The sequence below is a fragment of the Alteromonas sp. ABV2_168 genome, assembly GCF_056161165.1.
In genome coordinates this window covers 170,331-194,663 of record NZ_JBSWYQ010000001.1, presented here as the reverse complement: position 1 = coordinate 194,663, position 24,333 = coordinate 170,331, and the positions used below count along the sequence as shown (strand labels likewise).

The window sequence follows — 24,333 nt, the reverse complement described above, 5'->3', positions numbered from 1 at the left end:
CTTACTGCTGCTTAAATTTAATAATCTGTCTGCGTTGTTTTTTGTCCGGTCTGTTGTCAGGACGCGGACTGTGAAACGCACTTAATTTACGGGCCTGCTGATTGGATTCCCGCTGGGCAATACTTTCCGGTGTTTCCTCATAAAGCGCTTCAGCGAGCGGTGCGCTCAGGCGTTTATCACTCAGTCCCAGCACTTTTATTTCTTTAATGTCCCATCCGGCCGGAACTTTTATCATGGCACCGGGCTCTACGTTTCTGCCCGGCTTCGCACGCTGGCCGTTGTAATGCACTTTACCGGCCTGCACCATCTCCCGCGCCAGACCGCGGGTTTTGAACAGACGAACAGCCCAGAGCCACTTGTCCAGGCGGACATTTACGTCAGTATCGCTTTGATTACGATTGCTCATGTAATATTTTTGTCACTCTTTCGTTTTACTGTTGTGACCCCCGCCTCGACCGGGCTATGATGGGTCGGCTAGCTCTAAATCTATTATTAAAAAAGCAGTACCTTCGACAACGCATGACACTCGACAAATTGAATTCTCAGTCACTGGCACTTTTCTTCAGCCGGCATCAGAAACAAGTGCATCTCGCAATTGTTGTTTTGCTGAGCCTGTACCTGTTAGCGTTTGCTGCAAAACTCATCTGGCGAATTATACCCGAACCAGCCGGGCCTGCCACACCAGCCGGACTCACTTCACAGCCTGAACGCATTACATCTGCGCAAGGTGGGGTCGATGTTGCCGGATTACAACAGTTGAACCTGTTCGGAACCGTCAACCGGTCTGAACAGGCCGCAGACGAACAGCCGGTGACAGACGCGCCGGAAACAAAACTAAATTTAACGCTGACAGGCGTGGTAGTCAGTTCGCTTAAAGAAGAAGCCACGGCGATCATTGAAAACCGGGGTACCCAAAACGTATACGGTCTGGGCGAAAAAATAGAAGGAACTAACGCGACACTCGATCAGGTCATGAACGACCGCGTTATTATTAAAAACGGTATTCGCCGTGAAACCCTGATGCTTGACGGTGTGGATTACGACGAAGCAAACCGCCAGCGCACAGCGCGCGCTGATGACAACCCCCGTGCCGCAGCCCCCGCGCCTAAACGCCGCATTCCGCCTCCTCCGCAAAATCAGGTGGAGCTGGATGAAGACGTCGCCTCATCATTACGGGAAAGCCCGGCAGATTTCATGGATTTCATCGCTATTACGCCCAAAATCGGTGATGGCCAGTTGGTCGGCTACGAAATCAAACCGGGTAAAAAACCAGATCTGTTTCAATCAGCCGGCCTGCAGGCGGGCGATGTTGTCATCCAAATCAACGGATTGGATTTGACCGATACCCAGCAATCAAAGGAAGCCATGAGTGAACTTCGTCAGGCCGATACCATAGAGCTGACGCTGACACGTGATGGTGAGTACATTACCTTGTACCTGGAAATCCCGGAGGCGGGTAATGACTAATAAAAACAGGAAGACAGACTCATGAGGCAAGAGAGCCGGACTTTATTCTCCCGGATTACTGCAGCTATCTGTGCTGCCGCGCTGTGCGTCTCTGCCACAGCCGCAGAGTACATGCCGAATTTCAAAGATACCGACATCAATGAATTCATTTCCATTGTTGGTAAAAACCTCAAGAAAACCATTATTGTCGAGCCCAATGTCAGGGGCAAAATCAGTGTGCGTTCATACGACATGCTCACTGAAGAACAATACTACCAGTTCTTTTTAAACGTACTGCAAGTCTACGATTTCGCTGTGGTAGAAATGCCCAGCGGTGTGCTGAAAGTCGTGCGCTCAAAGGAGGCGAAGACCTCCAATATTCCGGTTGTTGAAGGTTCGGCAGTGGACGGTGACGAAATGATCACCCGCGTTGTACCCGTTTACAACGTCCCTGTGCGTGAATTAGCCCCAATCCTTCGCCAACTTAATGATCAGGCCGGTGGCGGCAACGTGGTTGCTCACGATCCGTCCAACGTAATGATGCTCACAGGCCGTGCGGCTGTGGTAAACCGCCTGGTGGAAATTATCGAACGCGTTGACCGTGCCGGTGATGAAGAAGTGGAAATTGTTAAGCTGCGTTACGCATCGGCATCAGAAATGGTGCGTATTGTCGACAGCATCAATAAGTCTCAGGGCAAAGCCGCTAACACCGGCAAGTCAGAGCCCCGCGCTGTGGCAGATGACCGTACAAACTCAGTGATTGTCAGCGGTGATGCTAAAGCCCGTGCCCGCATTGTTAACCTGATCCAGCGTATGGACCAGGAGCTGGAATCTAGCGGCAATACCCGCGTTGTCTTCCTGAACTATGCCAAAGCAGAAGATCTGGTAAAAGTACTGCAGGGTGTATCTGCCAGCATTCAGGCTGAAGCACAGGGCGGCAACACACAAAGCCGTGGCAGTGCCAAACGCGATATCAGCATTGATGCCCATGAAGACTCCAATGCCGTGGTTATCACAGCTGAGCCGGACATGATGCGTTCTTTAGAAGAAGTTATCCGCCAGTTAGATGTACGCCGTGCGCAGGTACAGGTTGAAGCCATTATTGTTGAAGTATTTGAAGGCGACGGCGCAACCCTGGGTGTGCAATGGGTTACTGAAGAAGGCGGCGGCACCCAGTTTAACAATGGTGTTGTACCGGTTGGTTCACTGGCTGTGGCGCTGAAACAGGCAGAAGATACCACCACCACAGAAGCCTACATCACCGATGAAGGCAACGTGGTACAAATCGATTCCACCGAAGAGGGTGATTACACCGCCCTCGCAAGCCTGCTGAGCGGCGCTAATGGCCTGCTTGCCGGTATCATTAAAGACGGCTGGGGAGCCGTCGTTCAGGCAGTCAGTAACGATACCAACTCAAACGTACTGGCAACGCCTCACCTGACTACCATGGATAACGAAGAAGCCTTCTTTATCGTGGGCCAGGAAGTACCTATCATTACCGGCACGACCACCGGCGATAATAATTCAAACCCTTTCCAGACCGTTGATCGTCAGGAAGTGGGTATCAAGCTGAAAGTCACCCCGCAAATTAACGAAGGTGATGCCGTTCAGCTGACCATCGAGCAGGAAGTATCCAGCGTAAGTGGCGCGACATCTGTAGACATTTCTATCAACAAACGCCAAATCAAAACCACGGTTATTGTTGATGACGGCGGCACCATTGTACTGGGCGGCCTGATTGATGAAGATGTTCAGGAAAGTGTGTCTAAAGTACCGCTGCTGGGTGATATCCCTATTTTAGGTCACCTGTTTAAGTCTACCTCTACCAGCAAGCGTAAACGTAATCTGATGGTGTTCTTAAAGCCTACCATCGTGCGCGACGGTGTGCGTATGAATGAAATCAGTCACCGTAAGTACAACTATATCCGTGCCCAGCAACTTAAGCGCCACTCTGAAGGTGTGTCGCTGATGCCATCACAGGAACAGCCTTCCATGCCGGAATGGGATGATGCGCTGGCGCTGCCTCCCTCTTTTGAAGATTACATTCTGGAAAAAGAGAAGAACAAGGATAACGATTGATCATGGCTGCGAATGAAGACCCGCTAGAGCAGGCTATCGCAGCACAGGAAGAAGCTATGGATAGCCTGCCGGATGATGAACTGGCAGAAGCAGCAGGCCCGCGCCAGCTGAGTTTCAGCTTTGCCAAACGGCATCATGTGTTGCTGGAAACGAATACGGATCCGGCCACCCTGTATTTCACCGAAGCCACGCCATTTGCGGTATTTGCTGAAGTGCGCCGCTTTTTCGGTGAGCCGTTTACCTTAACGGAAATTCAGCAGGATAAATTCGAAGGCTTGCTGACACAGGCATTCCAGCGTGACTCTTCGGCTGCCAAACAATTGATGGAAGATTTAGGTAATGAGAGCGATTTGTTCTCATTAGCCGAAGAATTACCGGATACCGAAGATCTTCTCGACAGTGAAGACGATGCGCCAATCATTAAACTGATCAACGCTATGCTCGGTGAAGCCATTAAAGAAGGCGCCTCAGATATTCACATCGAAACCTTCGAGAACCAGCTCATAGTGCGTTTTCGCGTTGACGGGGTATTGCGGGAAATTTTACGCCCTAACCGCAAGCTGTCTTCCATGCTGGTTTCCCGTATTAAAGTTATGGCCAAACTGGATATCGCCGAAAAGCGCGTCCCTCAGGATGGCCGTATTACCCTGCGTATAGCCGGCCGTGCGGTTGACGTGCGTGTATCGACCATGCCGTCCAATCACGGTGAACGGGTCGTACTGCGTTTATTAGATAAGAACAATGCCCGTCTGAATCTTGAAGATTTGGGCATGACCAAACGCAACCGCGATATCTTTTCATCGTTAATCCGCAAGCCTCACGGCATTATCCTGGTTACCGGTCCTACCGGTTCCGGTAAAAGTACCACCTTGTATGCGGGCTTAACGGAAATTAACTCGAAAGACCGCAATATCCTCACCGTTGAAGATCCTATCGAATTTGATTTACCCGGCATCGGCCAAACTCAGGTAAATCCCCGTGTAGATATGACTTTCGCCCGCGGCCTGCGTGCGATACTGCGTCAGGATCCGGACGTGGTGATGGTGGGTGAAATCCGTGATATTGAAACCGCGCAAATTGCGGTTCAGGCCAGTTTAACCGGTCACTTAGTGCTTTCAACACTGCACACCAATACCGCTGCCGGTGCCATTACCCGTCTTGAAGACATGGGCATCGAACCGTTTCTGATGTCTTCCAGTTTGCTTGCCGTGCTTTCCCAGCGCCTGGTCAGAACATTGTGTCCTGAATGCCGTATTCCGGTGAAACCAAACGAACAGCAGGCGGAATTACTGAATCTGCCCGCCGGTGAGCCACTGCCGACCATTTATCAGCCCAAAGGCTGTGCCGTCTGTAATCAAACTGGTTATCGCGGCCGGACAGGTATTCACGAACTGCTGCTGGTTGATGAACCTATCCGCGGCATGATGCACGATGGTAAAGGTGAGCAGGCTATCGAAAAATACATTCGCCAGACCACCCCCAGTATTCGCGAAGACGGCTGCCATAAAGTGCTGGCCGGTAAAACGTCGCTGGAAGAAGTGTTGCGCGTGACCCGCGAGGATTAATCCATGGCAGCGTTTTCATACAAAGCGGTAAACGCCAGTGGTCGCAATAAACAGGGCGTACTTGAAGGCGATAATGCCAGACAGGTACGTCAGCAATTGCGTGAAAAAGGGCTTATCCCCTTAGAAGTTGAACTGGTAGCGGAAAAATCCGGCGGTAAATCACAGGGCTTTTCTCTGTTCCGCCCGCGTATTTCGGCCGCGGATCTGTCGCTGATCACCCGTCAGCTCTCTACCCTCATTGAATCTGCACTGCCTATCGAAGAGGCGTTACTGGCGGTGGCGGAACAAAGTGAAAAACCCCGTCATAAAAATATGATGATGGCAGTTCGCAGTAAAGTTGTGGAAGGTCACGGCCTTGCGGATGCCATGAACCAGTTCCCCGGGGTATTCGACGAACTCTACCGCGCTATGGTGGCAGCCGGTGAAAAATCCGGTCACCTTGACGTAGTATTAAACCGTCTTGCCGATTACACGGAACGAAGACAGCAAACCCGCAGTCAGATAACTCAGGCGCTGGTGTACCCGTCCATTATGCTGGTGTTTGCCATTGGTGTTATTTCACTGCTGCTGACCATAGTCGTGCCTAAAATCGTGGGTAATTTTACCAACATGGGGCAGGAGCTGCCGGCCATCACTCAGTTTCTTATCGATTTGAGTGAATGGATGCAGAGTTACGGTCTGGTTGTTTTACTGCTGATTTTCATTCTGGTTGCCGTGGGTAACCGGCTTGTGCAACAGCCTGCCATGAAGTTGAAATATCATCAGTTAATATTACGCTTACCCGTGGTCGGAAAAGTCAGTAAAAGCCTGAATACCGCGAGGTTTGCCCGCACATTGAGTATTTTGACATCCAGTGCGGTTCCGCTGCTTGAAGCCATGCGCATTTCAGCGGATGTGCTGCAAAATCAGCATATCAAGAATCAAATAAACGAAGCGGCGGTCAATGTAAAAGAAGGCAGCAGCTTACGGGCAGCGCTGGATAACACCAGGATGTTTCCTCCGATGATGATGCACATGATTGCATCCGGCGAGAAATCCGGTGAATTACAACAAATGCTGGGCCGCGCTGCGGATAACCAGGAACGGGAATTTGAAACACAGGTCAGTATTTCCCTGAAAATTTTTGAACCTATGTTGATTGTGGTGATGGCCCTTGTGGTGCTGTTCATTGTAATGGCCATCCTGCAACCGATTTTAGCTATGAACAAAATGGTGAATATCTAATGAGAAAAATGAGAAGACATGCCGGTTTTACCCTGATTGAAGTCATGATCGTACTGGTGATCATCGGCATCATCGCTTCAATGGTATTACCCAACGTTATCGGCAACCAGGAAATCGCTCAGAAGAAAAAAGCAGCGGTAGACATTCAGCAGCTTGAAGGTGCTATTGCCATGTATAAAATGCAGGCAAACCGGTTCCCGACCACGGAACAGGGCCTTGAAGCACTGGTTCAGGCTCCGACTATCGAACCCATTCCGAAAAACTATCCCAAAGGCGGCATCATTCAGCGCCTGCCGGAAGATCCGTGGGGCAATCCTTACCAGTTCATGAGCCCGGGCGAAATGGGCGACTACGACATTTACTCTAACGGTCCTGACGGCGAACCGGGTACAGATGATGACATCGGTACATGGAACGTGAACGAATACCTGTAACGACTACGTACATGAAACAGCCCCGGCATACATTACAGCGGCATTTGCAGTGCGGGTTTACGTTACTCGAACTGATGCTGGTAATGGCATTAATGGGGCTCGCTGCCACTTATGTGGTATTCAATGTTTTTACTGTCAGTCAGTCTGATCAGTTAAAAAAAGAAGCTCAGCGCCTGCAAGTGCTGGTTGATATGGCCAGCGACTATGCCGTACTGAACCAGCGCCAGTTGGGATTACGCATCGAGCAGACGGATCATGAATACTATTTTGTATTTCTGAACGACGAAGACGAATGGCAAAAAATCGATGATGAGAAGCTGTATGCGCCTCATACCCTCGCGGAACCTTTCACCTTTGCACTGAACCTGGACGATCTTCCCTGGGATACAGAAGATCAGTTATTCGACCGTGAAGTATTCGATGAAAATTTCTCTCTGGATGACGCCGGTGTGGAAATTGGAAATGAGGAAGATAAAAAATTGCCGCCTCCGCAGGTTCTCATTATGTCCAGTGGTGAAATCACGCCGTTTACCCTTGTGTTCAGCTATGAACCCTCCTTCAGCACCGACGCACCGGCGTATTTTCAGTTATTAAATCAGGATGTGCCGCCGCTTACGCTTAATGGTCCGCTGGAGCAGCCACCCGAATGATCACACCGGTAAAACAACGGGGCATGACCCTGCTGGAAGTTATGGCGGCGCTGGTGATTTTTGCACTGGCCGGTACTGCGGTAATGAAATCTGCAGCGGAACATCTGAGCAGCGTGAGCAGAGTGGAAGAAACCACCTTTGCTACCTGGGTGGCCAATAACCGCTTAAATGAGATAAAACTCACCGGCAAATGGCCCCCTGCGAATAACGCTAAAGGCACCATGGATATGGCAGATCGTACCTGGTACTGGCAACAGAAGGTCACCAAAACTACCGACAACGATTTACGTGCCGTTGAAGTCAGCGTCGGGCTGGACGATCAATACGAATTTTTTGAAACCTCGGTGACCACCTTTGTGGCAAAACCTGCTGAAATTGCAGCAACAGCCGGATCATCAAATTCCCGCGCCAACGGAACCAGCGGAACCAATAGTACCTCAGACGATGATGACGGGACACCATGATGCAACGGGGATTCACGCTGGTTGAAATACTCATTGCCATCGCTATCTTTGCCTTTATCGGCGTGGCGTCTACGGCAGTGCTGACTACGGTTATCGACAGCGATGAACTGTCTTCTGCCCGGTTCGAAAAGTTTCAGCGCCTGCAACGCGCAGTCACCACCATCGAGCGGGATATGCAGCAGGCTGTACCAAGGGCAGTACGCACCGACGGTCAGACAAACACCATTGTTATGCGTGGCGGTGAGTCAGATGAAAGCGATAATGACGGCCTCGCTTTTGTGCGCAGTGGCTGGCAAAACCCGCAAATGATGTTGCCGCGAAGTACTCTGCAGGCCGTGGCCTACCGCGTAAGAGACGGCAAACTGGAACGGCTGTACACCAATTACGTGGATAATGTAGTGGGCACAGAGCCGAAAGTGCGCGTGCTGCTGGAAGATATCAGCGAATTTAAAATTGAATTTATTGCTGATATTGATGAAGAAGAAAACTCCCTGTCAGACAACGGCGAACTGAACTGGCGTGAGAGTTTTGTCGGAGCCACCCTGCCCAAAGCCATCGCGTTTGAATTTGTCAGCGACGATTTTGGCCGCATCCGCCGTGAATTTACCCTCAGCGGAGCCAGTTTATGAAGGGGCTTCAAAAGCAGCGTGGCGTAGCACTTATCATCGTATTTATGATTGTGGCTATTGTCGTGGTTATAGCTACAGACATGGGCTCCCGCCTGCAAATACAAATTCAGCGGGCTGCTAACTTAAAAGATAATAATCAGGCTTACTGGTATGCCATGGGAGCAGAAGCCTTCGCCCGCAAGTCGATTAAAACCATTTTTGATGAAACCGGCGATAAAATTGTAATTACCCAGCCCTGGTCGCAAAAATTTGCTTATCCGCTGGATAACGGCGGTATTGAGGCGCAGCTGGAAGACGCCCAAAGCTGCTTCAACCTGAATGCGCTGGGTGAAAGTGACGATAACAACAATCAGAGCAGTGCGACACAAACAACTGAAGCCATGGAAGCTTTCGGCCGTATGCTCGAGGCCACCGGCGATAACATCGACAATTACACCGCAGAAACTGTCCGCGACAGTCTGGCTGACTGGCTCGACAGCGATACGCGCATGCGTACCTACGGTGCTGAAGACAGTGAATATGAAAGTCGTGAGCATCCTTATCTGGCTGCCAACAGCTTAATGACCAATCAATCGGAGCTGAGGCTTATAAACGGTGTCAGCCCTGTGTGGTTAAATGCTATTCTGCCTCTTGTGTGCGTGCTGCCGGAAGATACCGCTCTGGCTATCAATGTGAATACGCTCACAGAAGAGCGGGCGGCCATTCTGGCGGGACTAACCGGACTGGATATGTCTCAGGCCACCAGCCTTATCAGCAGCCGGCCACAGGATGGCTGGGCAGACGTTGACAGTTTTCTGGGTGAGCCCGTGCTGGCGGCACTGGATTTAAGTGATGAACAGCGAAGCTGGTTCACCGTGACCACCGGATATTTTATTTTGCATACGAAGACCAGCTACAATAAAGCCACTTTTTCGCTCAGTACGCTGTTTAAAGCTCAGGGTGGAGAGAACGTAAGCGTTATCCGACGTGAATTTGGAGGAGTAAAGTAATGGAACAATTACTGGTCAGGCTGGGCTCCCGGCATGAAGATCCGGTGCAGTGGCTGGTATGGTCGGGCGGTGAACAGGTGATCATTGCGTCCGGCGAATTACCTGATGCCTCGCAACTTACCACCCTGAAGGAACGCGCAGGCCAACGTGCCGTTATTGCTCTGGCACCTGCCAGTGACGTGTTATTGCGTTGGGTGACACTTCCTCCCCGCGCCAGCCGTAAAGTACTCACTGCAATCCCTTTCATGCTGGAAGATGAGCTGGCACAGGATATCCACAAACAGTTTTTTGCCATGGGTCCGAAAAAAGGTGACCAGCAGGCAGTTGCTGTTGTCAGCCGTGAGAAAATGGATGAATGGCAACAATGGCTGAGTGACGCAGGGTTATTTTGCGACAAACTCATTCCTGATGTTCTGGCTGTCCCCCATACGCCGGGTGCCTGGAGCGTACTGACTATCGGTGATGCATTGCTGGTCCGTGAAGACGAATGGCAGGGGATGCAGGGGGAACTGAGCTGGTTGCTTCCGGCGTTCGCAAGCCAGTTACGTCGTTCTGATACCCTGGTGCCGGTGAAAAACTATTCCGACATCGATTTAGTCTCAGTACCAAATGCAGATATCCAGCAAACAGAGCTGGAATTGCCCATGCACATACTGGCAACGGAAGCCGTTAAGACAGACTTTAATCTGTTTCAGGGCGATTACCGCATTAAACGTAAAAAGGCCGGTCAGTGGCATCAGTGGCGGGTCGCCGCAGTACTGGCGGTTGTCGCTCTGACCACCAGCCTCATTGATAAAGGCGTGAGTATTTATCAGCTTAAGCAGGAAAATGCCCGCCTGAGTGCACAAATCGATCAGGTTGTTAAGGCCGGATTTCCCGGGCTGGGTCCTTACCGGGATCTCAGGCTGAAGATCCGCAGTGAGATGGCATCAATGGAACAGGGAGGCGGTGGCGCTTCCATGCTGGTGATGATGGATCAGCTCACTAATGCGTTCTCCTCATCACAAATCAAACCGCAAACGTTGCGTTTCGATGCCTCAAGAACGGAAATCCGTATGCAGGCACAGGGCAGAAATTTTGAGTCGCTGGAGCAGTTCCGCAGGCAGGCTGAGACCGCCGGATTCGAAATAGAGCAGGGTGCAATTAATAACCGCGATGACATGGTCATCGGCACAGTCGCGATACGGGGTTAATCATGAAGTTAATGGATAAATACCGTGCATTGAGTGAGCGTGAGCAGCGCCTGGTGATCATTACCGGTGTAGTCATGATTATCGCAATGTTCTACTGGCTGATCTGGCACCCCTTATCTGACGGATTAGCGCAGGAGAAAGCCCGTCTTGATAACCAGCAGGAGTTGCTGCTGTGGGTGCAGGAAAATGCAAACCGCGCACAACAACTTCGTCGCAGCGGCGGGATTAAAACCTTTAATGGCTCACTGCCACAGGCGGTCAATACTACCTCGGCCCGTTTTAAAATCGCCATAGCCCGTATGCAGCCCCAGGACGAACAGATTCAGGTGACGGTGGATGAAGCGCCGTTCAATGATGTGCTGGCATGGCTGCAAACCATGGAAGAAATGGGGATCCTCATTCTTCAGGCCGACCTTACCGAAGGGAACGCCCCGGGCATGATCCGCATCCGTCGACTGCAATTGGGTAAATAATGAAATCGAAAATACTCTGGACCCTCGCTGCTGTTTTTGTGTTTCTTTTCTTTGTGGTGGCTTACATGCCCGCCGTTCACCTTATACAGAGTCAGACACTCCCGAAAGGCGTAAAAATTTATGGTGTCAGCGGTACTGTCTGGCACGGTAAAGCGCAGGCGGTAGTTGTAGAAGGCATTCCGGTAACCAACGTGGAATGGGATATTGCGGGCTTACCCATGCTGATTGGCAGCGTGCACGCCGACATTAAAGGCGGCAATTTACGTGATTCCGACGAAGTGTCGTTTAAAGGCGAACTGCGCACCAGCCTGCTGAATCCTGAAACCGTGGAGTCGGACGACTTTTTGCTGTTTCTGCCGGTAGACCGTGTGTTAGCGGAAGTGCAACTGCCACTGCCGGTTAACGCCGGCGGCCGGTTCAGAGCCAGAGTCGAAGCATTATCTTTCGGTCCCGACTGTAACGAACTCACAGGCTTCGGCGACTGGCTGAATGCCACCGTAGCCGGCACCCGTGGCCCCATCGACTTTGGTAACTATTCAGCACAGCTACGCTGCGAAGGGAAAGGTATCGGTATTACCGTTAAAGAGCCCAACATGCTGGGTCTCTCACTGGATGCTATCCTGGAACAGGGTTTCTCAAACTTCTCAATTAAAGGCAAATTTAAGCCCGACCCGTCATTACCTGAAGAAGTGCATCAGGCCGCTGCCATTTTCGGCGCTCCCGGTCCAGACGGGTATACTGAAATTCAGCTTTAGGCTGTTTAAAGAGCAAAGCCCCGGACGTCACCTGACTCTGGGGCTAATTCTTATTCAGGCCTTATTTTTGGCCGTCAGACTGGCCTACTCAGCGATGAAAATCGTTTTCTCATTCACGAATTCACGCATACCGAAACCGCCGTGTTCACGGCCATAACCGCTGTCTTTCACACCGCCAAATGGCAGGTTAGGCTGTGCCAGTGAATAACCATTAATATTCACCATACCGGTATCGAACTCTTCTCGGGCCAAACGGATAGCTTTCTCTTTATCCGTGGTGAAGATACCGCCGCCCAGACCGTAACGGGAGTCATTGGCAATGCGCATGGCATCCGCATCGTTTTTCGCACGGATAAATGATGCCACAGGGCCAAACAGTTCATCATCATACGCAGGCATGCCCGGTTTGATATTTTCCAGAATAGTGACCGGATAGAACCAACCTGTGGTGTCAGGGATCTCGCCGCCTAATGTGACTGTGGCACCGTTTTTCACTGACTCCTCAACCTGCTCGTGCAACTTGTCACGCAAATCTTCACGGGCCATAGGGCCAAGATCGGTTTCAGGATCGGTGGGGTCGCCCACTTTCAACGCTTTAAATGCAGCGACGAATTTCTCACGGAAGGCATCATAAACACTGTCAACAATGATAAAACGCTTAGCCGCTACACACGTCTCGCCGTTATTGACGATTCGCCCCTGAACACAGGCTTCCACCGCGGTGTCGATATCAGCATCAGATAACACCACAAAGGCATCGTTACTCCCCAGTTCCAGCACGGTTTTCTTCGACAGACCGGCTGCGGTTTCGGCCACCGTTTTACCAACGTTATCACTGCCTGTGAAAGTCACGCCGCGCACCTTATCGTGCTCAATGAGCTTGCTGGCAGTTTTGCCGTCAATCAGTAACGACTGATACACGTTTTTCGGGAAACCGGCGTCCAGGTACAGTTTTTCAATAAACTCTGCCATACCAAACACATTGGCGGCATGCTTCATCACCGTTGTATTACCCGCCATGACATTGGCTGCGCTGTAACGGATGACCTGATAAAGCGGGAAGTTCCAGGGCTGGATACCCAGAATAACGCCAATCGGCTGGAAAGTAATAATGGCGCTGCCACCGTCATATACCCGGTTTTCATCTTCCAGCACTTTTTCGCCGTTTTCAGCGGTGTAGCGACAAATAGAAGCACAGAGCGCAATTTCCTGCTTACCGTGTTCAGTCACCTTACCCATTTCTTTGGTCATCAAATCAAGAATGGTGTCCGCGTTATTCTCAATCTGATCAGCGAGGTTATTCATCAATTTAGCCCGCTCGTCGAAACTGGTCTTCTTCCATGACAGAAAGGCTTCATGGGCATTATCAACGGCTTGATTCGCGTCCGCTTCGGACATCAGCGTATATTCGGCAACGGTTTCTTCTGTTGCAGGATTAATCGTTTGTACTTTATCAGACATGCTCTGTCTCCTGTTTTCAACATGGACAGAAGGCGGTGCAAAGGTGAGGCCAGGGTAAGATTAAATTATTAAATTGATTTATTTTCAGCCAGTTAGCGCTTAGGGAGAGGCAATCATCATCAAAGGCAAGTGATAACCAATTATCAGATAAGAAATTTTTTCACATCCGTTTAAGTAAACTTTCCAGCGGTTTATTACGCAGAAAACAAATCCGGATAATTAAATTTCGCCATGGCCAGTGTGATGGCAAGTTCGTAAACACTCTGGCGGGTGGCGAGGTGGTTGGTCAGCAGGCCGATTGCCCCGCCTTTCTGTTTAATGTTGTCCGTATCGAACAGCTTATCCATCAACGGGCCCAATTCTTCACCGGCCTCTAGTGCGGTGAAGACTGATGGAGGCAAAGGCAGGTTTGCACTGCGTCCCACAGACCAGATGCCCTGATGATAAATGGCAACAAACGCAAACGTGGCCGGACCGTCATCAAACATATCGACACCGCCTTCAATGGCGATGAACCAGTCCTGTGATTTAGAGCGCTCGTCCGCTTCAGCAAGACAGGCTTTGACCCTGTTTACAGCTCCGTCGCGGGTTTGCGCGGTATTCATGGGCTGGTCCGGCACACCACTTGGCACATTCACGCCAATGGCTTCAAGGGCAGGCAATTGCAGGGATAAACTTAACGCATTACGGGCTGCATTCAGCTTTACCGGATTTTTCGAACCCACAATGCAAACCGTCATGTTATTTCTCCACCGGAAACTGGCGAATTTCGTCCAGCAAGGTGCGGTAATCGGTTACGGAAGGGAATGCATCAATGTCCCGGACTGGTTGCTGACTGTCCGGGTTACTTACGGCCAGAAGGTGGCCGATCCCGAACTTTTTCGCCGCCTGTAAAATAGTGATGCTGTCATCGACAAATAATGTGCGGGCGGGATCAAATTGCAGTTTCGCCTGAAGCTGCTTCCATAAGTTCTGAGACTCTTTCGTCACACCAAACTCATGGGTACTGATCAACGTATCAATGTGAGCATCCAGCCGCGTATGTTCCACCTTTAGTGAAAGGCTGTCCGGATGAGCATTGGTTACCAGCACCACATTCCGGCCGGTTTCATGAAGAGCATCAAGGAAAGGCAGCGTATCATCGCGCATGGAAATTAAGTGCTCAACTTCCCGCTTAGCCGCCATAATGTCCATATTTAACTGCTCAGCCCAGTAATCCAGACAATACCATTGGATCTGCCCCATCACCCGCTGGTAATGCGCCATCATTGTGGCTTTGCACTCTTCAACGGGCTTTCCGCTCCGTTCAGCGATTTTCTTTGGTAAATGTTCGATCCAAAAGTGATTATCGAAGTGTAAATCCAGTAAGGTTCCGTCCATGTCGAGCAGAACTGTGTCGATTTCACTCCAGGGTAGAAATGGCAAGCGATTTTCCTTCAAATACATTAAGCTTAAGCATTGGTTGTCATCATAACGAAAGTTGTAACGGATAAACATGAGTAAAATCGATCCCGCCAAAACATTGCCGCAAATCAAACACCGGGAAATTGTTGCCCGCAGTCGTTTATTTAAAGTCGAAAGGCTGGATCTTACTTTCTCAAACGGTGCCGAACGTCAGTTCGAGCGCATGGCTGGTAGCGGCCGTGGCGCTGTAATGATTGTGCCGATGTTAGATGACAATACTATGGTGCTTATCCGCGAATATGCGGCGGGCACGCATACCTACGAGCTTGGTTTTCCGAAGGGTTTGATTGATCCGGGTGAAACGCCCGTTGAGGCAGCAAACCGTGAGCTCCAGGAAGAAGCAGGTTACGCCGCCCGCGACCTGAACGTAATTCATACCGTCAGCATGGCCCCCACATTTTTCAATGCAGAAATGACCATTGTTCTCGCCAGGGATTTATATCCGCAAACACTTGAAGGTGATGAACCGGAGCCGCTGGAGGTGGTCAACTGGCCTCTCAGCCAGGCAGATGAACTTCTCGGCCGGGAAGATTTCAAAGAAGCCCGCTGCGTCGCCGCCTTGTTCTTAGCTCAGAAGTGGTTAAAGGAGCAATAACATTATGCCAGACGACACCCGCGCCTCCTTACTGGAGATAGCCAAACGTATTGCTGTTGAAGCCGGCGAAGCGGTACTTAAAGTTTACGACAAAGGCGATTTCGACGCCTACACCAAAGATGATGAGTCACCGGTAACCAGTGCCGACTACCTCGCCAACGACATCATCAACAAGCGCCTGATTGAAGCTACCCCTGACATTCCGATCCTGTCTGAAGAAAACAAACACGCCAGCCTCGCTGAGCGCGAAACATGGGAGCGTTACTGGCTTATCGATCCCATTGACGGCACGCAGGAGTTTATCGCCCGAAGCGGTGACTTCGCCGTGAATATTGCCCTTATCGAGAACAATGAACCTACTATAGGTGTCATATTCTGGCCTCCCGGACAGTCGCTTTATTACGCCAGTAAAGATGCCGGCGCATTCAAGGAAAGTCCGGATGAGCACAAACAGATCCACGTCAGGAAGCTGGATGATCCCCATGAGAGTGTGGTGATGATTGCCATCAGCCGCCGTCAGTCACGGGACAAAGTGTTTTCCCGCATGTGTGCAAAACGGGTTTATCAAACGTTACCTCTGGGTAGCTGCTCGTTGAAATCATGCTTTATTGCCGAAGGTAAAGCTGATGTATTCATGCGTATAGGCATTACCGGCGAATGGGATACAGGTGCATCGCAATGCATCGTGTCGGAAGCCGGTGGTAGCATCCTGGCAGCGAATTTTGAGCCACTGACTTATAACCAGCGTCATACGCTGGAAAACCCGGACTTTGTGGTGCTTGGTGATCAACGGGTCCCCTGGCAGGACATTGTCCAATATGAAAAAGGAGCGAAGGAATGATGAAACGAACGTTACTGGCATTATCGGCGTGTATTGCTTTACCGGCCTCAGCGGCATGGACTTTAGACAGCGATACGTCCAGCCTGCATTTTTTGTCTACCAAGAATGCCCAGATAACGGAAGTTCACAGCTTCGATGAATTATCCGGCACGCTCAGCGATGGTGGTAAGTTATCTGTTACCGTTCCGCTAACCAGTGTGAACACCAGCATTGAATTGCGTGATACCCGCATGCAGGAAATGCTGTTTGATACCCCGAACTTTGCTAATGCCACCTTCACTGCAGATGTTCCTGCTGAACTGATGAAGCTGAAAAAAGGTAGCAGCAAGACTGGCTCTGTAACCGGTGAACTGGATTTACACGGCGTAAAAGCGCCCGCTACCTTTCAGGTGATTGTCAGCAAGCTGGCGAATGACAAGTTAACGGTATCCACAACAGCCCCGACTGTGATTAACGCTTCTTCTTTTAAACTGGAAGGCGGCATTCAGGCACTTCAGGATGTCGCCAAGTTAAGCAGCATCACACTGGCTGTCCCGGTGACATTCTCGGTCACGTTTGAAGAGTAACATTCTCTTTTTGCCATTTATAACGGACAAAGCCGGCAACACGCTTTGTCCGTTACCATTATTTACGCATCTGGCTTACTGAGCCCTGTCAGAACGAACTTCTGAACCCGCTGTCCGGTAGACACTTCAGACGTGTACAGATTGCCGTCCTTATCCGTCTCAATGCTGTGTAACCAGGTAAACTCACCGGCATAACGACCGTTTCTGCCAATACTTCCCAATACCTCGTAGGTGTCGTGCCAGAGGATCCAGATACGCCCGTTCATCATATCTGCCACGTAGAGATACTTATTGTCGGGAGAGAAAGCGACATCTGTGGCGGTGCCCAGACCGCCCGTTTCAGCGGCAATTTCCAGATTTTTTTCGAACAGAACCTGTCCTTCTTCATTTTTTCTGAAGATCTGAAGGCGGTTGTTTCGCCGGTCGCACACATAAATTCTGCCATCCTGAGATTTATCAACACAGTGGACAATATCACCAAAATGCTTAGCCCCCGTGGACAAATCTCCGTTTCCGGATGCTGCCTGAGAAGTATCAAAACTTCCTTCACGGGTACCGCCGCCGGGCGCGTTACCCCATGCCCCCCAGGCCTGTACAAAGTCCAGATCCTGTTTACCTAGCCTGACTACACGCTTGTTAATATAACCATCAGCAATCATCACATCCGTGCCATCAACCACAATGTCTGCCGGGTTGCCAAGATAGTGTTCAGACGTATTACCATCCGTTTTTCCTGCTTCCCCGAACGCCTTTACAAATTCACCGTCGCGGGTATAGCTGAAAATTTGATGATCGCTTTTCCCATTGCCGCCTATCCACACTTTGCCCTCAGCATCGACATATAAACCATGCACATTCTCAGGCCATGGACGGTCGCCTTCCGGCCCTCCCCATGAATTAAGTAACTTACCTTCAACAGAAAACTGCATGACGAAAGGTGCCGGCTCACAACAACTGGCAGAACCATTTGTCAGACCCAGTGACAGATTTGGAATAGATGCCGGGCGGTGCAATACCCAAACGGTATTATCATGTTTATCCACAGCCAGCCCCGGCACCTGGCCCGTTAACCAGGTTTCCGGTAATGCAGGCCATGCGGGATCCACTGCAAATTGAGGAATGGCATAACCGGGAGAAACATTATTTGAGTGACTGACAACGGGAATTGTCGTCGTACTTTCGCTTTGTAACGGCTGAGCCTGAACACTCAGCCACGCGCCACTGATGGCCCATAGCATAGCTGCAGGACGCAGCTTTGCAGGTGATGAAATTGAAACAGCTCTCATAAGCACACTCCCCCGAGGTTGACGAATTTTTAGCCTAAGGGTTCAGTCTGCTATTGTGTACAAGAATTCGACGAGTAGCCGGTTTCTTCTGCTATTTTATGAGTTTACTGTATTTGATGACGGAAGGGTTACCAGGCAGTAACCCCCGTCAGAAAGGATATCAGGCTGCGTGTTTCGCCTTCGGCCGGCTTTGAGCAAATTCCGCAATCTGGCCGTCTGTTAAGCGTTTTGGTAAAGGAGGGGCTTTGAGATCCTGCACGAACATGGTCTGATGGGTTTCGTCGGGTAAAACCGGTTGCAATGCAGGAAAACCTGCAATTTCTTCTGCTGAAATAGTCGCCATGTGCTCACGCACTTCCACCAGTACCGGAGCTTCGTTTATCTCTTCCTGAATCACAAAGATCCCCAACCTCCGGCAGGTTTTGCCAAACGACAAGCTGCTGGTTAAACGGATAATGGGCGCTGCGAACACCATACCGGTTAATACCGGCAGCAACCACAGGAACAGCGAAGGCGTGAAGTAGAAAGTCACACCGGCCCAGATTAACCCCAAAGTGGTCATTGTTGCGGCTTTAGAAATAGCGACTTTCCATGGCACCATACGTCCTTCACGGGTTTGCGCTTCCCACTTTACCTGGTGACCAATGAATACACTGATCACGAAGTAACTGTGGAAGAACATCATCATAGGTGCGATAAGTACGGCCATAAACAGCTCGATAAGCGCACCGGACATGAGCCTGAAAGCACCACCAAAATCTTTTCTGCGCTGTATAAGCGCCAGAATAACGCCCAGCATTTTCGGCATGAACAGCAAGGCAATGGTGCCGTAAAGCGTGGCTATCATTAACCCCTCGTGGACAATTTGCCATTCGGGGAATAACTGGTGGGCAGATGTAAAATAAACCGGGTCGATAAGCGCTTTAACCAGCGCATCGGCAGTCCCCGCCATGAGCATCATAAACAACAGCAGCGACGACATGTAAGCAAAGGCACCGAAAGCAAAGTGCAACCGGTTTGTAGCTTTAAGCCCCTTTGTGCTTAACAATCCTAAGTGCTGAATATTCCCCTGCACCCAGCGACGGTCGCGGATAGCGTAATCTACCATGTTACCCGGAACTTCTTCGTATGAGCCGTCAGTGTCGGTGATGAGATAACACTCCCAGCCGGCCCGGCGCAATAGTGCCGCTTCCACAAAATCGTGACTCAGTACATCGCCGCCAAACGGTGCCCGGCCTTTTAGGGTGGGTAAGCCACAGTGCTGCATAAAAGGTTGCACACGGATGATGGCATTATGACCCCAATAATTTGCGCTGTCTGTCTGCCAGAACGACAAGCCGGTAGCCAGCATCGGGCTGTAAAGGTGCGCCGCAAACTGCACAAAACGCCCGAAAAAAGTGTCCTGACGGACAGGCATGGGAATAGTCTGAATCATTGCCGCTTCAGGATTAGCTTCAATGCGGCGGGTCATATCCAGCACGCGATGTGCAGACATGACACTGTCCGCATCCAGCACCAACATTGATTCGTACTGATTGCCCCAGCGCTCGCAAAAATCGGTGATGTTACCTACCTTGCGGCCCCAGTTATCCTCGCGGCGTCGATAAAAAATCTGCTGGCTTTGTTCGCCAAGACGGGAAATAAGACGCTGCCAGGCTTTAAGCTCTGCTTCGGCTTTCGCCTTATCCTGGGTATCGCTCAACATATAAAAATCGTATTTGTCAGCGTACGGGGTATCAAGAATGGCTTCAACGCAGGCTTCGAACCCGACGATAATGCGGTCAGTATCCTCGTTGTACACCGGCATGACGATAGCGTGGCGTTGGGTGACGGGCGCCTGCTCATCAGAGGCCTTCAATTCCCGGCGAAGTGATAACGGGTCGATATGAAAAAGCTTCAGCAGAAAGCCGATAACAGAGGTCCAGAATGACCAGGTCAGCCAGATGAACAGCACCATGCTCAGTGCCAGCTGTATCATTTCCAGCGGCGTAAACCGGTTGGGCCTGAAAATTTCAAACAGGCTGTAACCGGCAAGGGCCGTAGACACTATGGTCAACAGCCCCATCAGCACCAGCCGCCACCGGCGGCCGTTTACTTTTAAAATTTTATCTTTCGTGGCTATGTTGTCCGGTGCCACGGTGCTTTCCCCGGGATCATTGTGGCTCATACACATAGCTCCAAATTTCGCTCATTTGCGTTTCGTTCTGATTTAAAAACATGCGCATATCGACAACCGCTTCGCCGTCAGGAATGACCAGAAATGTCACGCGAACGCTTTTATCACCATCTACCTTATACACTCTGGCCTGCTCGACCTTGCCGTTAGTGGCGTCTAAAATCAGATCTACCTCATCAGGATTCAGCTTCATGCCTTCCGGTAAAGTGAAATCAACAACAAACCGGCGCACATTTCGCTCTTCCGTTGTTTCAAAGCCGGGCAGTTGACTGAGCCCCTGACGGGTTCTTTCCACTGTCGCCAGACCATAAGGCATAGGCTGCTTTTCAACAGTCTTCAATTCATATTCAAAGTAGCGGTTTTCACCGGCATTGAACGGCTTCTCAGGCACCCAGTAAGCCACGATATTGTCGTTCACTTCTGAGTCAGTAGGAATTTCCACGATTTCCAGCTTACCTTTGCCGAACCCTTTTTTCGGGGTTACCCACAAGCTCGGGCGCAGATGATAGTTCGCCTCGGCATCGAGATAATTAGCAAAGTCTGTATCCCGCTGCAGCACACCAAAGCCTTTGGGAGCCACATCGCTCAGCGAAGTGATTTGTAATTTGGTCGGGTTAGTCAGAGGACGCCAGATAATTTCCCCGCTATTGTTGAGCATCATCACCCCGTCACTGTCATGCACTTCAGGGCGATAGTCATCGCGGCGGATTTGCGAGTTTTCGCCGTAAAGGAACATGCTGGTGAATGGTGCGACGCCAAGCTTACCCACATTCTCCCGGGCAAATATCCAGCTTTTTACCTGCATGGTGGTATCTTTACCCGGCATGATTTCAAAACTGTAAGCACCCGCAACAGACGGGCTTTCTAAACGGGCATAAATTTTAATGGGCTGGCCTTCACGGGGCTCAACCACCCAGAACTTGGTAAAGTGGGGAAATTCCTCACCATCCGGCATCGCCGTATCGATGGCAAGGCCGCGGGCTGAAATGCCATAAACCTGATTTTTGCCTACTAAACGAAAATACGAAGCGCCGAGAAAAACGGCGAATTCGTCTTTGTATTCTTTGTTTTTAATAGGGTAATGCAAACGAAATCCGGCATAGCCGGATTTTGCATCGGTCAGACCGGCCAGCGGCTCTGCATTCTTTTCATAGATAAAATTATTGCTGTCAAAGGGTACGGTATGTTCACTGTTGTCCGGAGCAATGGTGACCACTGTGACAGGTTGCTGATAGAGAAAGCCCGGGTGAAAAAATTGCATTTCATAATCATGCTCACCGTGCCACAAGGATTTCTCAGGGTTAAAGCGAATTTGACGATAGGTTTCGTAACCGATGTTTTTCAATTCGTCTGCCAGATTGTGATCATTAACCACATAATCACGTGTAGCATTTTTTTGCGCCGATTCAATAACGCGATTCAATATAGGTTTGCCTTCAGGCAGGTTTCCGGTAGCCGTTTCATCCGCCAGGCTTAATGTACTGAAGCCCACACAAATGCAATATACAAAGGCGCGCATTACCGCGGGACTGATTGAGAAAAAAGCGCAAAATGATGCGACGAATGAAGTAAAAGATGGTGTCGTAATTTCCGTGTTATTCGCTAACTGTAATTGCGGCAGCATGGTTGACTGACTCCGGTTCAAATTTTCCTAACGGGAATATTCCGTTTCTTATTGACCGGATGAGTGCAAAAGGTGATCCATGTCGTTCGGATCACATATTTACGATATTTTTCATAACCTTACCGAATCCGTCCGTAAAAGTGTGTAGAGAGTGCACAGCAAGTATTACAGACCACCGGGTAAAACAGGGGAACCTGTCTGCTCAGACAGACACTAAGGTAGTATGAACATTGAACACCATGCTTCAGACTTAGACGATCCCTCCTAACCTCACGTTAAAACACCAGCCTCCCGGCAATTAATATTGACATATAAAACATAGCCTTACGGAATTATACAAGTAGAAAATAGCGCCAACGATGACCGGATTGGCAAAAAGATTGCTGAACAGGCCACTGACAGTGGATTTTCTTTTTGCATATTTAAGGAGTTTTCTATGCGCTTCACTAAAACTTTTACCGCTTTTGTTGCTGCCACCACACTATCTTCTGCGGCAATGGCTGCATCACCGAACTGGCGCTTCGCTGAGGGCGGGTATACAAATGCCGAAATTGGCCGGGCAGATTTTGACGGACTTGACCTGGGTGCCACATATTTACTGGAAAACAATATTTATGTTACCGGCGATTACAGCATGCTGGATGAAAGTGGTACCGATTTGGACTTACTGACATTGGGTGCTGGTTACCGGCTGCCTCTGAACAGTTTCACCGATGCCTATTTCGGTCTCAACTATGAACGTGCAGAGGTGGAAAACAACGAAGACAGCGGTTATTCCCTGAATGCCGGCGTGAGATCCATGGTAACTGAACAGGTAGAGCTGCAGGGTGAACTGGGTTACTACGATATCGATGACGGTGATGTCACGGTAAAAGTCGGTGCCAATTACTACTTCTCACCCCGCTGGGCTGTGGGTGCAAGCTATGAAAAAATTGATGATTTGGACATTACGCAACTGAACGCCCGTTATACGTTCTGAGTATGAACGCAGTTTGACCGGAAGGACGTGTATTCACGTCCTTTTTTATTATGTGCTGTAGGAAATGTCCAGATCGTTCAGGTACGCGAATGACTGGATTTGGCAGCATCAGCGCAACTCACCGGCGAGATTTACAACCCTGTTTGCGAGTCTGAAAGATGCGTGAGGACGGACAGCTTCAGGCGTCTTCTTCACTTTCCCGGTAATCACCTTTTTCGCGGATATTTACCGAGTCGTGGAGCTCTGAATAAACCAGCACAACGTCACCCTGCTTCAGTGCTGCCAGTACCTGTTCCACTTTGTCTTCAAAGCTCGCTTCAACTTCGCCGTAATCAGTACCTTCACGAAGTACAAAGGATTCGACAATGTTACGCAGCGTGTCTTTCTCTAATGCGTCAATGGGGATAATCATGCTTGCCTCACTTTGCTGGCCGGACTGGCAGAAACTCAGAAAAATAGTCTACGGCACGCTGCTGCAGCCAGACCACCGGTCGCAGAAAGCCGCCTTGCATAAAGCCTACATGACCACCAAACTCACTGAGTTCAAGGGTTACATTGCGGGACAGTGCAGTAGCATCCGGCACAATCGACGGACTCATAAAAGGATCGTCCAGACTGTGGACAATTAACGTGGGACAATGAATGGCACTCAGGAAAGGATACGCACTGCATTTCTCGTAGTAATCCTGCGCATCCTTAAAGCCGTGTAAGGGTGCCGTCACTTTTTCATCGAACTCCCGGAACGACGACAACTTGCCTGCCTGCTCAACCGTCAGCGATAACAAATCTTTGTAGTCCAGCTTACGCATTTTACTTATCAGCGTGGCCTTCATACTCTTTAACAGGTAGTTCTGATAAACCTTCGAAAAACCCTCGCCAATGCTGTCACTGCACGCATCCAGCTTTACCGGCGCCGACACAGCCATGGCGGCCTGCAGCCATTTCTGACCGGGGTTTTCACCCAGCAATTTAAGTAACATGTTGCCGCCCAGCGAAAAGCCGATGGCGACTTTCGGCACGTCGGGGAAACGCTTGTCCAGCCAGTCTAAAAAGAACGCCGGGTCTTCTGTTTCGCCGGAGTGATAAGCGCGGGGCTGGCAGTTGACTTCACCACTGCAACTCCTGAAGTGCATCATAACCACCTGCCAGCCCTGTTCGCTGAGCGCGGCCATCATGTCGTTGGCATAGTGAGAACGGATACTGCCTTCAAGTCCATGAAACATCACAACCATGCCCTGCATATCTTGTGGTTCTGGTCCCCAGGCGAGATCAAGAAAGTCGTCGTCGGGCGTGTTTATACGCTGCCAGGTGTAAGAAACCGGTCTGCGTTTCTGAAAAAATCGCGGCCAGATAGTTTGAATATGACGGTTACGGGCCCACCATAACGGTTCGAAATGACTGCGGCGAACAACGCCATGACCATGTTCAGGTGTATGCATG

The 24,333-nt window shown here is 50.3% G+C and carries 24 protein-coding genes and 1 pseudogene; 16 read left to right on the top strand and 9 right to left on the bottom strand.

The genetic code is table 11. From position 1 onward, the window contains the following. Position 1: 1 nt before the first annotated feature. Positions 2-406, bottom strand: coding sequence for a ribosome-associated heat shock protein Hsp15 (hslR, locus tag ACXAH4_RS00950; RefSeq protein WP_474842103.1), 405 nt, complete (start codon positions 404-406; stop codon positions 2-4). 113 nt (positions 407-519) lie between these two features. On the opposite strand from hslR, the gene gspC reads away from it, so the two are divergent. The 12 genes and pseudogenes from gspC (at position 520) to ACXAH4_RS00890 (ending at position 11,901) form a co-directional block, all read left to right on the top strand. After that, on the top strand, positions 520-1,467 hold the full coding sequence (gene gspC, locus ACXAH4_RS00945) for a type II secretion system protein GspC (RefSeq protein ID WP_474842105.1): 948 nt from the start codon (positions 520-522) through the stop codon (positions 1,465-1,467). A gap of 21 nt (positions 1,468-1,488) precedes the next feature. Continuing rightward, positions 1,489-3,525: a type II secretion system secretin GspD gene (gene gspD, locus ACXAH4_RS00940; RefSeq protein ID WP_474842107.1), complete on the top strand. Its 2,037-nt coding sequence runs from the start codon at positions 1,489-1,491 to the stop codon at positions 3,523-3,525. Between the two features lie 2 nt (positions 3,526-3,527). Continuing rightward, positions 3,528-5,090: a type II secretion system ATPase GspE gene (gene gspE, locus ACXAH4_RS00935; RefSeq protein WP_474880330.1), complete on the top strand. Its 1,563-nt coding sequence runs from the start codon at positions 3,528-3,530 to the stop codon at positions 5,088-5,090. 3 nt (positions 5,091-5,093) lie between these two features. After that, positions 5,094-6,314: a type II secretion system inner membrane protein GspF gene (gene gspF / locus ACXAH4_RS00930; RefSeq protein ID WP_474842111.1), complete on the top strand. Its 1,221-nt coding sequence runs from the start codon at positions 5,094-5,096 to the stop codon at positions 6,312-6,314. Between the two features lie 8 nt (positions 6,315-6,322). Continuing rightward, positions 6,323-6,748 carry a type II secretion system major pseudopilin GspG gene (gspG, locus tag ACXAH4_RS00925; protein ID WP_442858472.1) on the top strand — a complete coding sequence of 142 codons (426 nt, stop codon included), beginning with the start codon at positions 6,323-6,325 and terminating at the stop codon, positions 6,746-6,748. An 11-nt stretch (positions 6,749-6,759) separates the two neighbouring features. Continuing rightward, a complete protein-coding gene (gspH, locus tag ACXAH4_RS00920; RefSeq protein ID WP_474842113.1) occupies positions 6,760-7,398 on the top strand; it encodes a type II secretion system minor pseudopilin GspH in 639 nt (212 codons plus the stop codon). After that, positions 7,395-7,766: pseudogene (gspI, locus tag ACXAH4_RS00915) on the top strand (type II secretion system minor pseudopilin GspI); the annotation flags it as partial. The gene gspH and the pseudogene gspI, both read left to right, overlap by 4 nt. A 95-nt stretch (positions 7,767-7,861) precedes the next feature. After that, positions 7,862-8,491 carry a type II secretion system minor pseudopilin GspJ gene (gene gspJ, locus ACXAH4_RS00910; protein ID WP_474880642.1) on the top strand — a complete coding sequence of 210 codons (630 nt, stop codon included), beginning with the start codon at positions 7,862-7,864 and terminating at the stop codon, positions 8,489-8,491. Next, a complete protein-coding gene (gene gspK, locus ACXAH4_RS00905) occupies positions 8,488-9,480 on the top strand; it encodes a type II secretion system minor pseudopilin GspK (protein WP_474842117.1) in 993 nt (330 codons plus the stop codon). The genes gspJ and gspK overlap by 4 nt, the downstream gene beginning before the upstream one ends. Then, positions 9,480-10,673, top strand: a complete 1,194-nt coding sequence (gene gspL / locus ACXAH4_RS00900; RefSeq protein ID WP_474880329.1) for a type II secretion system protein GspL — start codon at positions 9,480-9,482, stop codon at positions 10,671-10,673. The genes gspK and gspL overlap by 1 nt, the downstream gene beginning before the upstream one ends. Continuing rightward, entirely contained in the window at positions 10,673-11,146 is a 474-nt protein-coding gene (gspM, locus tag ACXAH4_RS00895; RefSeq protein WP_474848832.1) for a type II secretion system protein GspM, read from the top strand. The genes gspL and gspM overlap by 1 nt, the downstream gene beginning before the upstream one ends. Next, on the top strand, positions 11,146-11,901 hold the full coding sequence (locus ACXAH4_RS00890; RefSeq protein WP_474842119.1) for a type II secretion system protein N: 756 nt from the start codon (positions 11,146-11,148) through the stop codon (positions 11,899-11,901). Before gspM ends, ACXAH4_RS00890 begins: the two co-directional genes overlap by 1 nt. Positions 11,902-11,985: 84 nt before the next feature. On the opposite strand, the gene ACXAH4_RS00885 is transcribed toward ACXAH4_RS00890, so the two are convergent. The 3 genes from ACXAH4_RS00885 to yrfG form a co-directional block, all read right to left on the bottom strand. After that, the gene (locus ACXAH4_RS00885) at positions 11,986-13,362 is read right to left on the bottom strand and encodes an NAD-dependent succinate-semialdehyde dehydrogenase (protein ID WP_474842121.1); all 1,377 of its coding nucleotides are present in this window, start codon (positions 13,360-13,362) and stop codon (positions 11,986-11,988) included. Between the two features lie 194 nt (positions 13,363-13,556). Further along, complete coding sequence (yjjX, locus tag ACXAH4_RS00880; RefSeq protein ID WP_474880327.1) at positions 13,557-14,102, bottom strand: inosine/xanthosine triphosphatase; 546 nt, start codon at positions 14,100-14,102, stop codon at positions 13,557-13,559. Position 14,103: 1 nt separating this feature from the next. Then, on the bottom strand, positions 14,104-14,787 hold the full coding sequence (gene yrfG / locus ACXAH4_RS00875; protein ID WP_474880326.1) for a GMP/IMP nucleotidase: 684 nt from the start codon (positions 14,785-14,787) through the stop codon (positions 14,104-14,106). Between the two features lie 70 nt (positions 14,788-14,857). On the opposite strand from yrfG, the gene nudE reads away from it, so the two are divergent. From nudE to ACXAH4_RS00860, 3 genes are read left to right on the top strand one after another with little or no spacing between them, the layout of a single operon-like run. Then, the gene (gene nudE / locus ACXAH4_RS00870; protein WP_119503108.1) at positions 14,858-15,421 is read left to right on the top strand and encodes an ADP compounds hydrolase NudE; all 564 of its coding nucleotides are present in this window, start codon (positions 14,858-14,860) and stop codon (positions 15,419-15,421) included. Between the two features lie 4 nt (positions 15,422-15,425). Beyond that, complete coding sequence (cysQ, locus tag ACXAH4_RS00865) at positions 15,426-16,262, top strand: 3'(2'),5'-bisphosphate nucleotidase CysQ (protein WP_303572421.1); 837 nt, start codon at positions 15,426-15,428, stop codon at positions 16,260-16,262. Beyond that, positions 16,259-16,828, top strand: coding sequence for a YceI family protein (locus ACXAH4_RS00860; RefSeq protein ID WP_474842133.1), 570 nt, complete (start codon positions 16,259-16,261; stop codon positions 16,826-16,828). Before cysQ ends, ACXAH4_RS00860 begins: the two co-directional genes overlap by 4 nt. A gap of 62 nt (positions 16,829-16,890) precedes the next feature. Here the strand turns inward: ACXAH4_RS00860 and ACXAH4_RS00855 are convergent, their stop codons facing one another. The 3 genes from ACXAH4_RS00855 to ACXAH4_RS00845 form a co-directional block, all read right to left on the bottom strand. Then, positions 16,891-18,114 (bottom strand): NHL repeat-containing protein, encoded by a 1,224-nt coding sequence (locus tag ACXAH4_RS00855; RefSeq protein ID WP_474842135.1) that lies wholly within the window; start codon positions 18,112-18,114, stop codon positions 16,891-16,893. A gap of 160 nt (positions 18,115-18,274) precedes the next feature. After that, complete coding sequence (gene mdoH, locus ACXAH4_RS00850; RefSeq protein WP_474880324.1) at positions 18,275-20,281, bottom strand: glucans biosynthesis glucosyltransferase MdoH; 2,007 nt, start codon at positions 20,279-20,281, stop codon at positions 18,275-18,277. Beyond that, entirely contained in the window at positions 20,268-21,914 is a 1,647-nt protein-coding gene (locus tag ACXAH4_RS00845) for an OpgD/OpgG family glucan biosynthesis protein (RefSeq protein WP_474880323.1), read from the bottom strand. The genes mdoH and ACXAH4_RS00845 overlap by 14 nt, the downstream gene beginning before the upstream one ends. Positions 21,915-22,350: 436 nt before the next feature. Between ACXAH4_RS00845 and ACXAH4_RS00840 the strand changes: the two genes are divergently transcribed. Continuing rightward, entirely contained in the window at positions 22,351-22,893 is a 543-nt protein-coding gene (locus tag ACXAH4_RS00840) for an outer membrane beta-barrel protein (RefSeq protein ID WP_119503113.1), read from the top strand. 178 nt (positions 22,894-23,071) lie between these two features. Here ACXAH4_RS00840 and ACXAH4_RS00835 read toward each other — a convergent pair whose 3' ends face one another. Beyond that, on the bottom strand, positions 23,072-23,305 hold the full coding sequence (locus tag ACXAH4_RS00835; protein WP_303572428.1) for a YheU family protein: 234 nt from the start codon (positions 23,303-23,305) through the stop codon (positions 23,072-23,074). A 7-nt stretch (positions 23,306-23,312) separates the two neighbouring features. After that, complete coding sequence (locus tag ACXAH4_RS00830) at positions 23,313-24,332, bottom strand: hydrolase (RefSeq protein ID WP_474880322.1); 1,020 nt, start codon at positions 24,330-24,332, stop codon at positions 23,313-23,315. Position 24,333 lies beyond the last annotated feature (1 nt).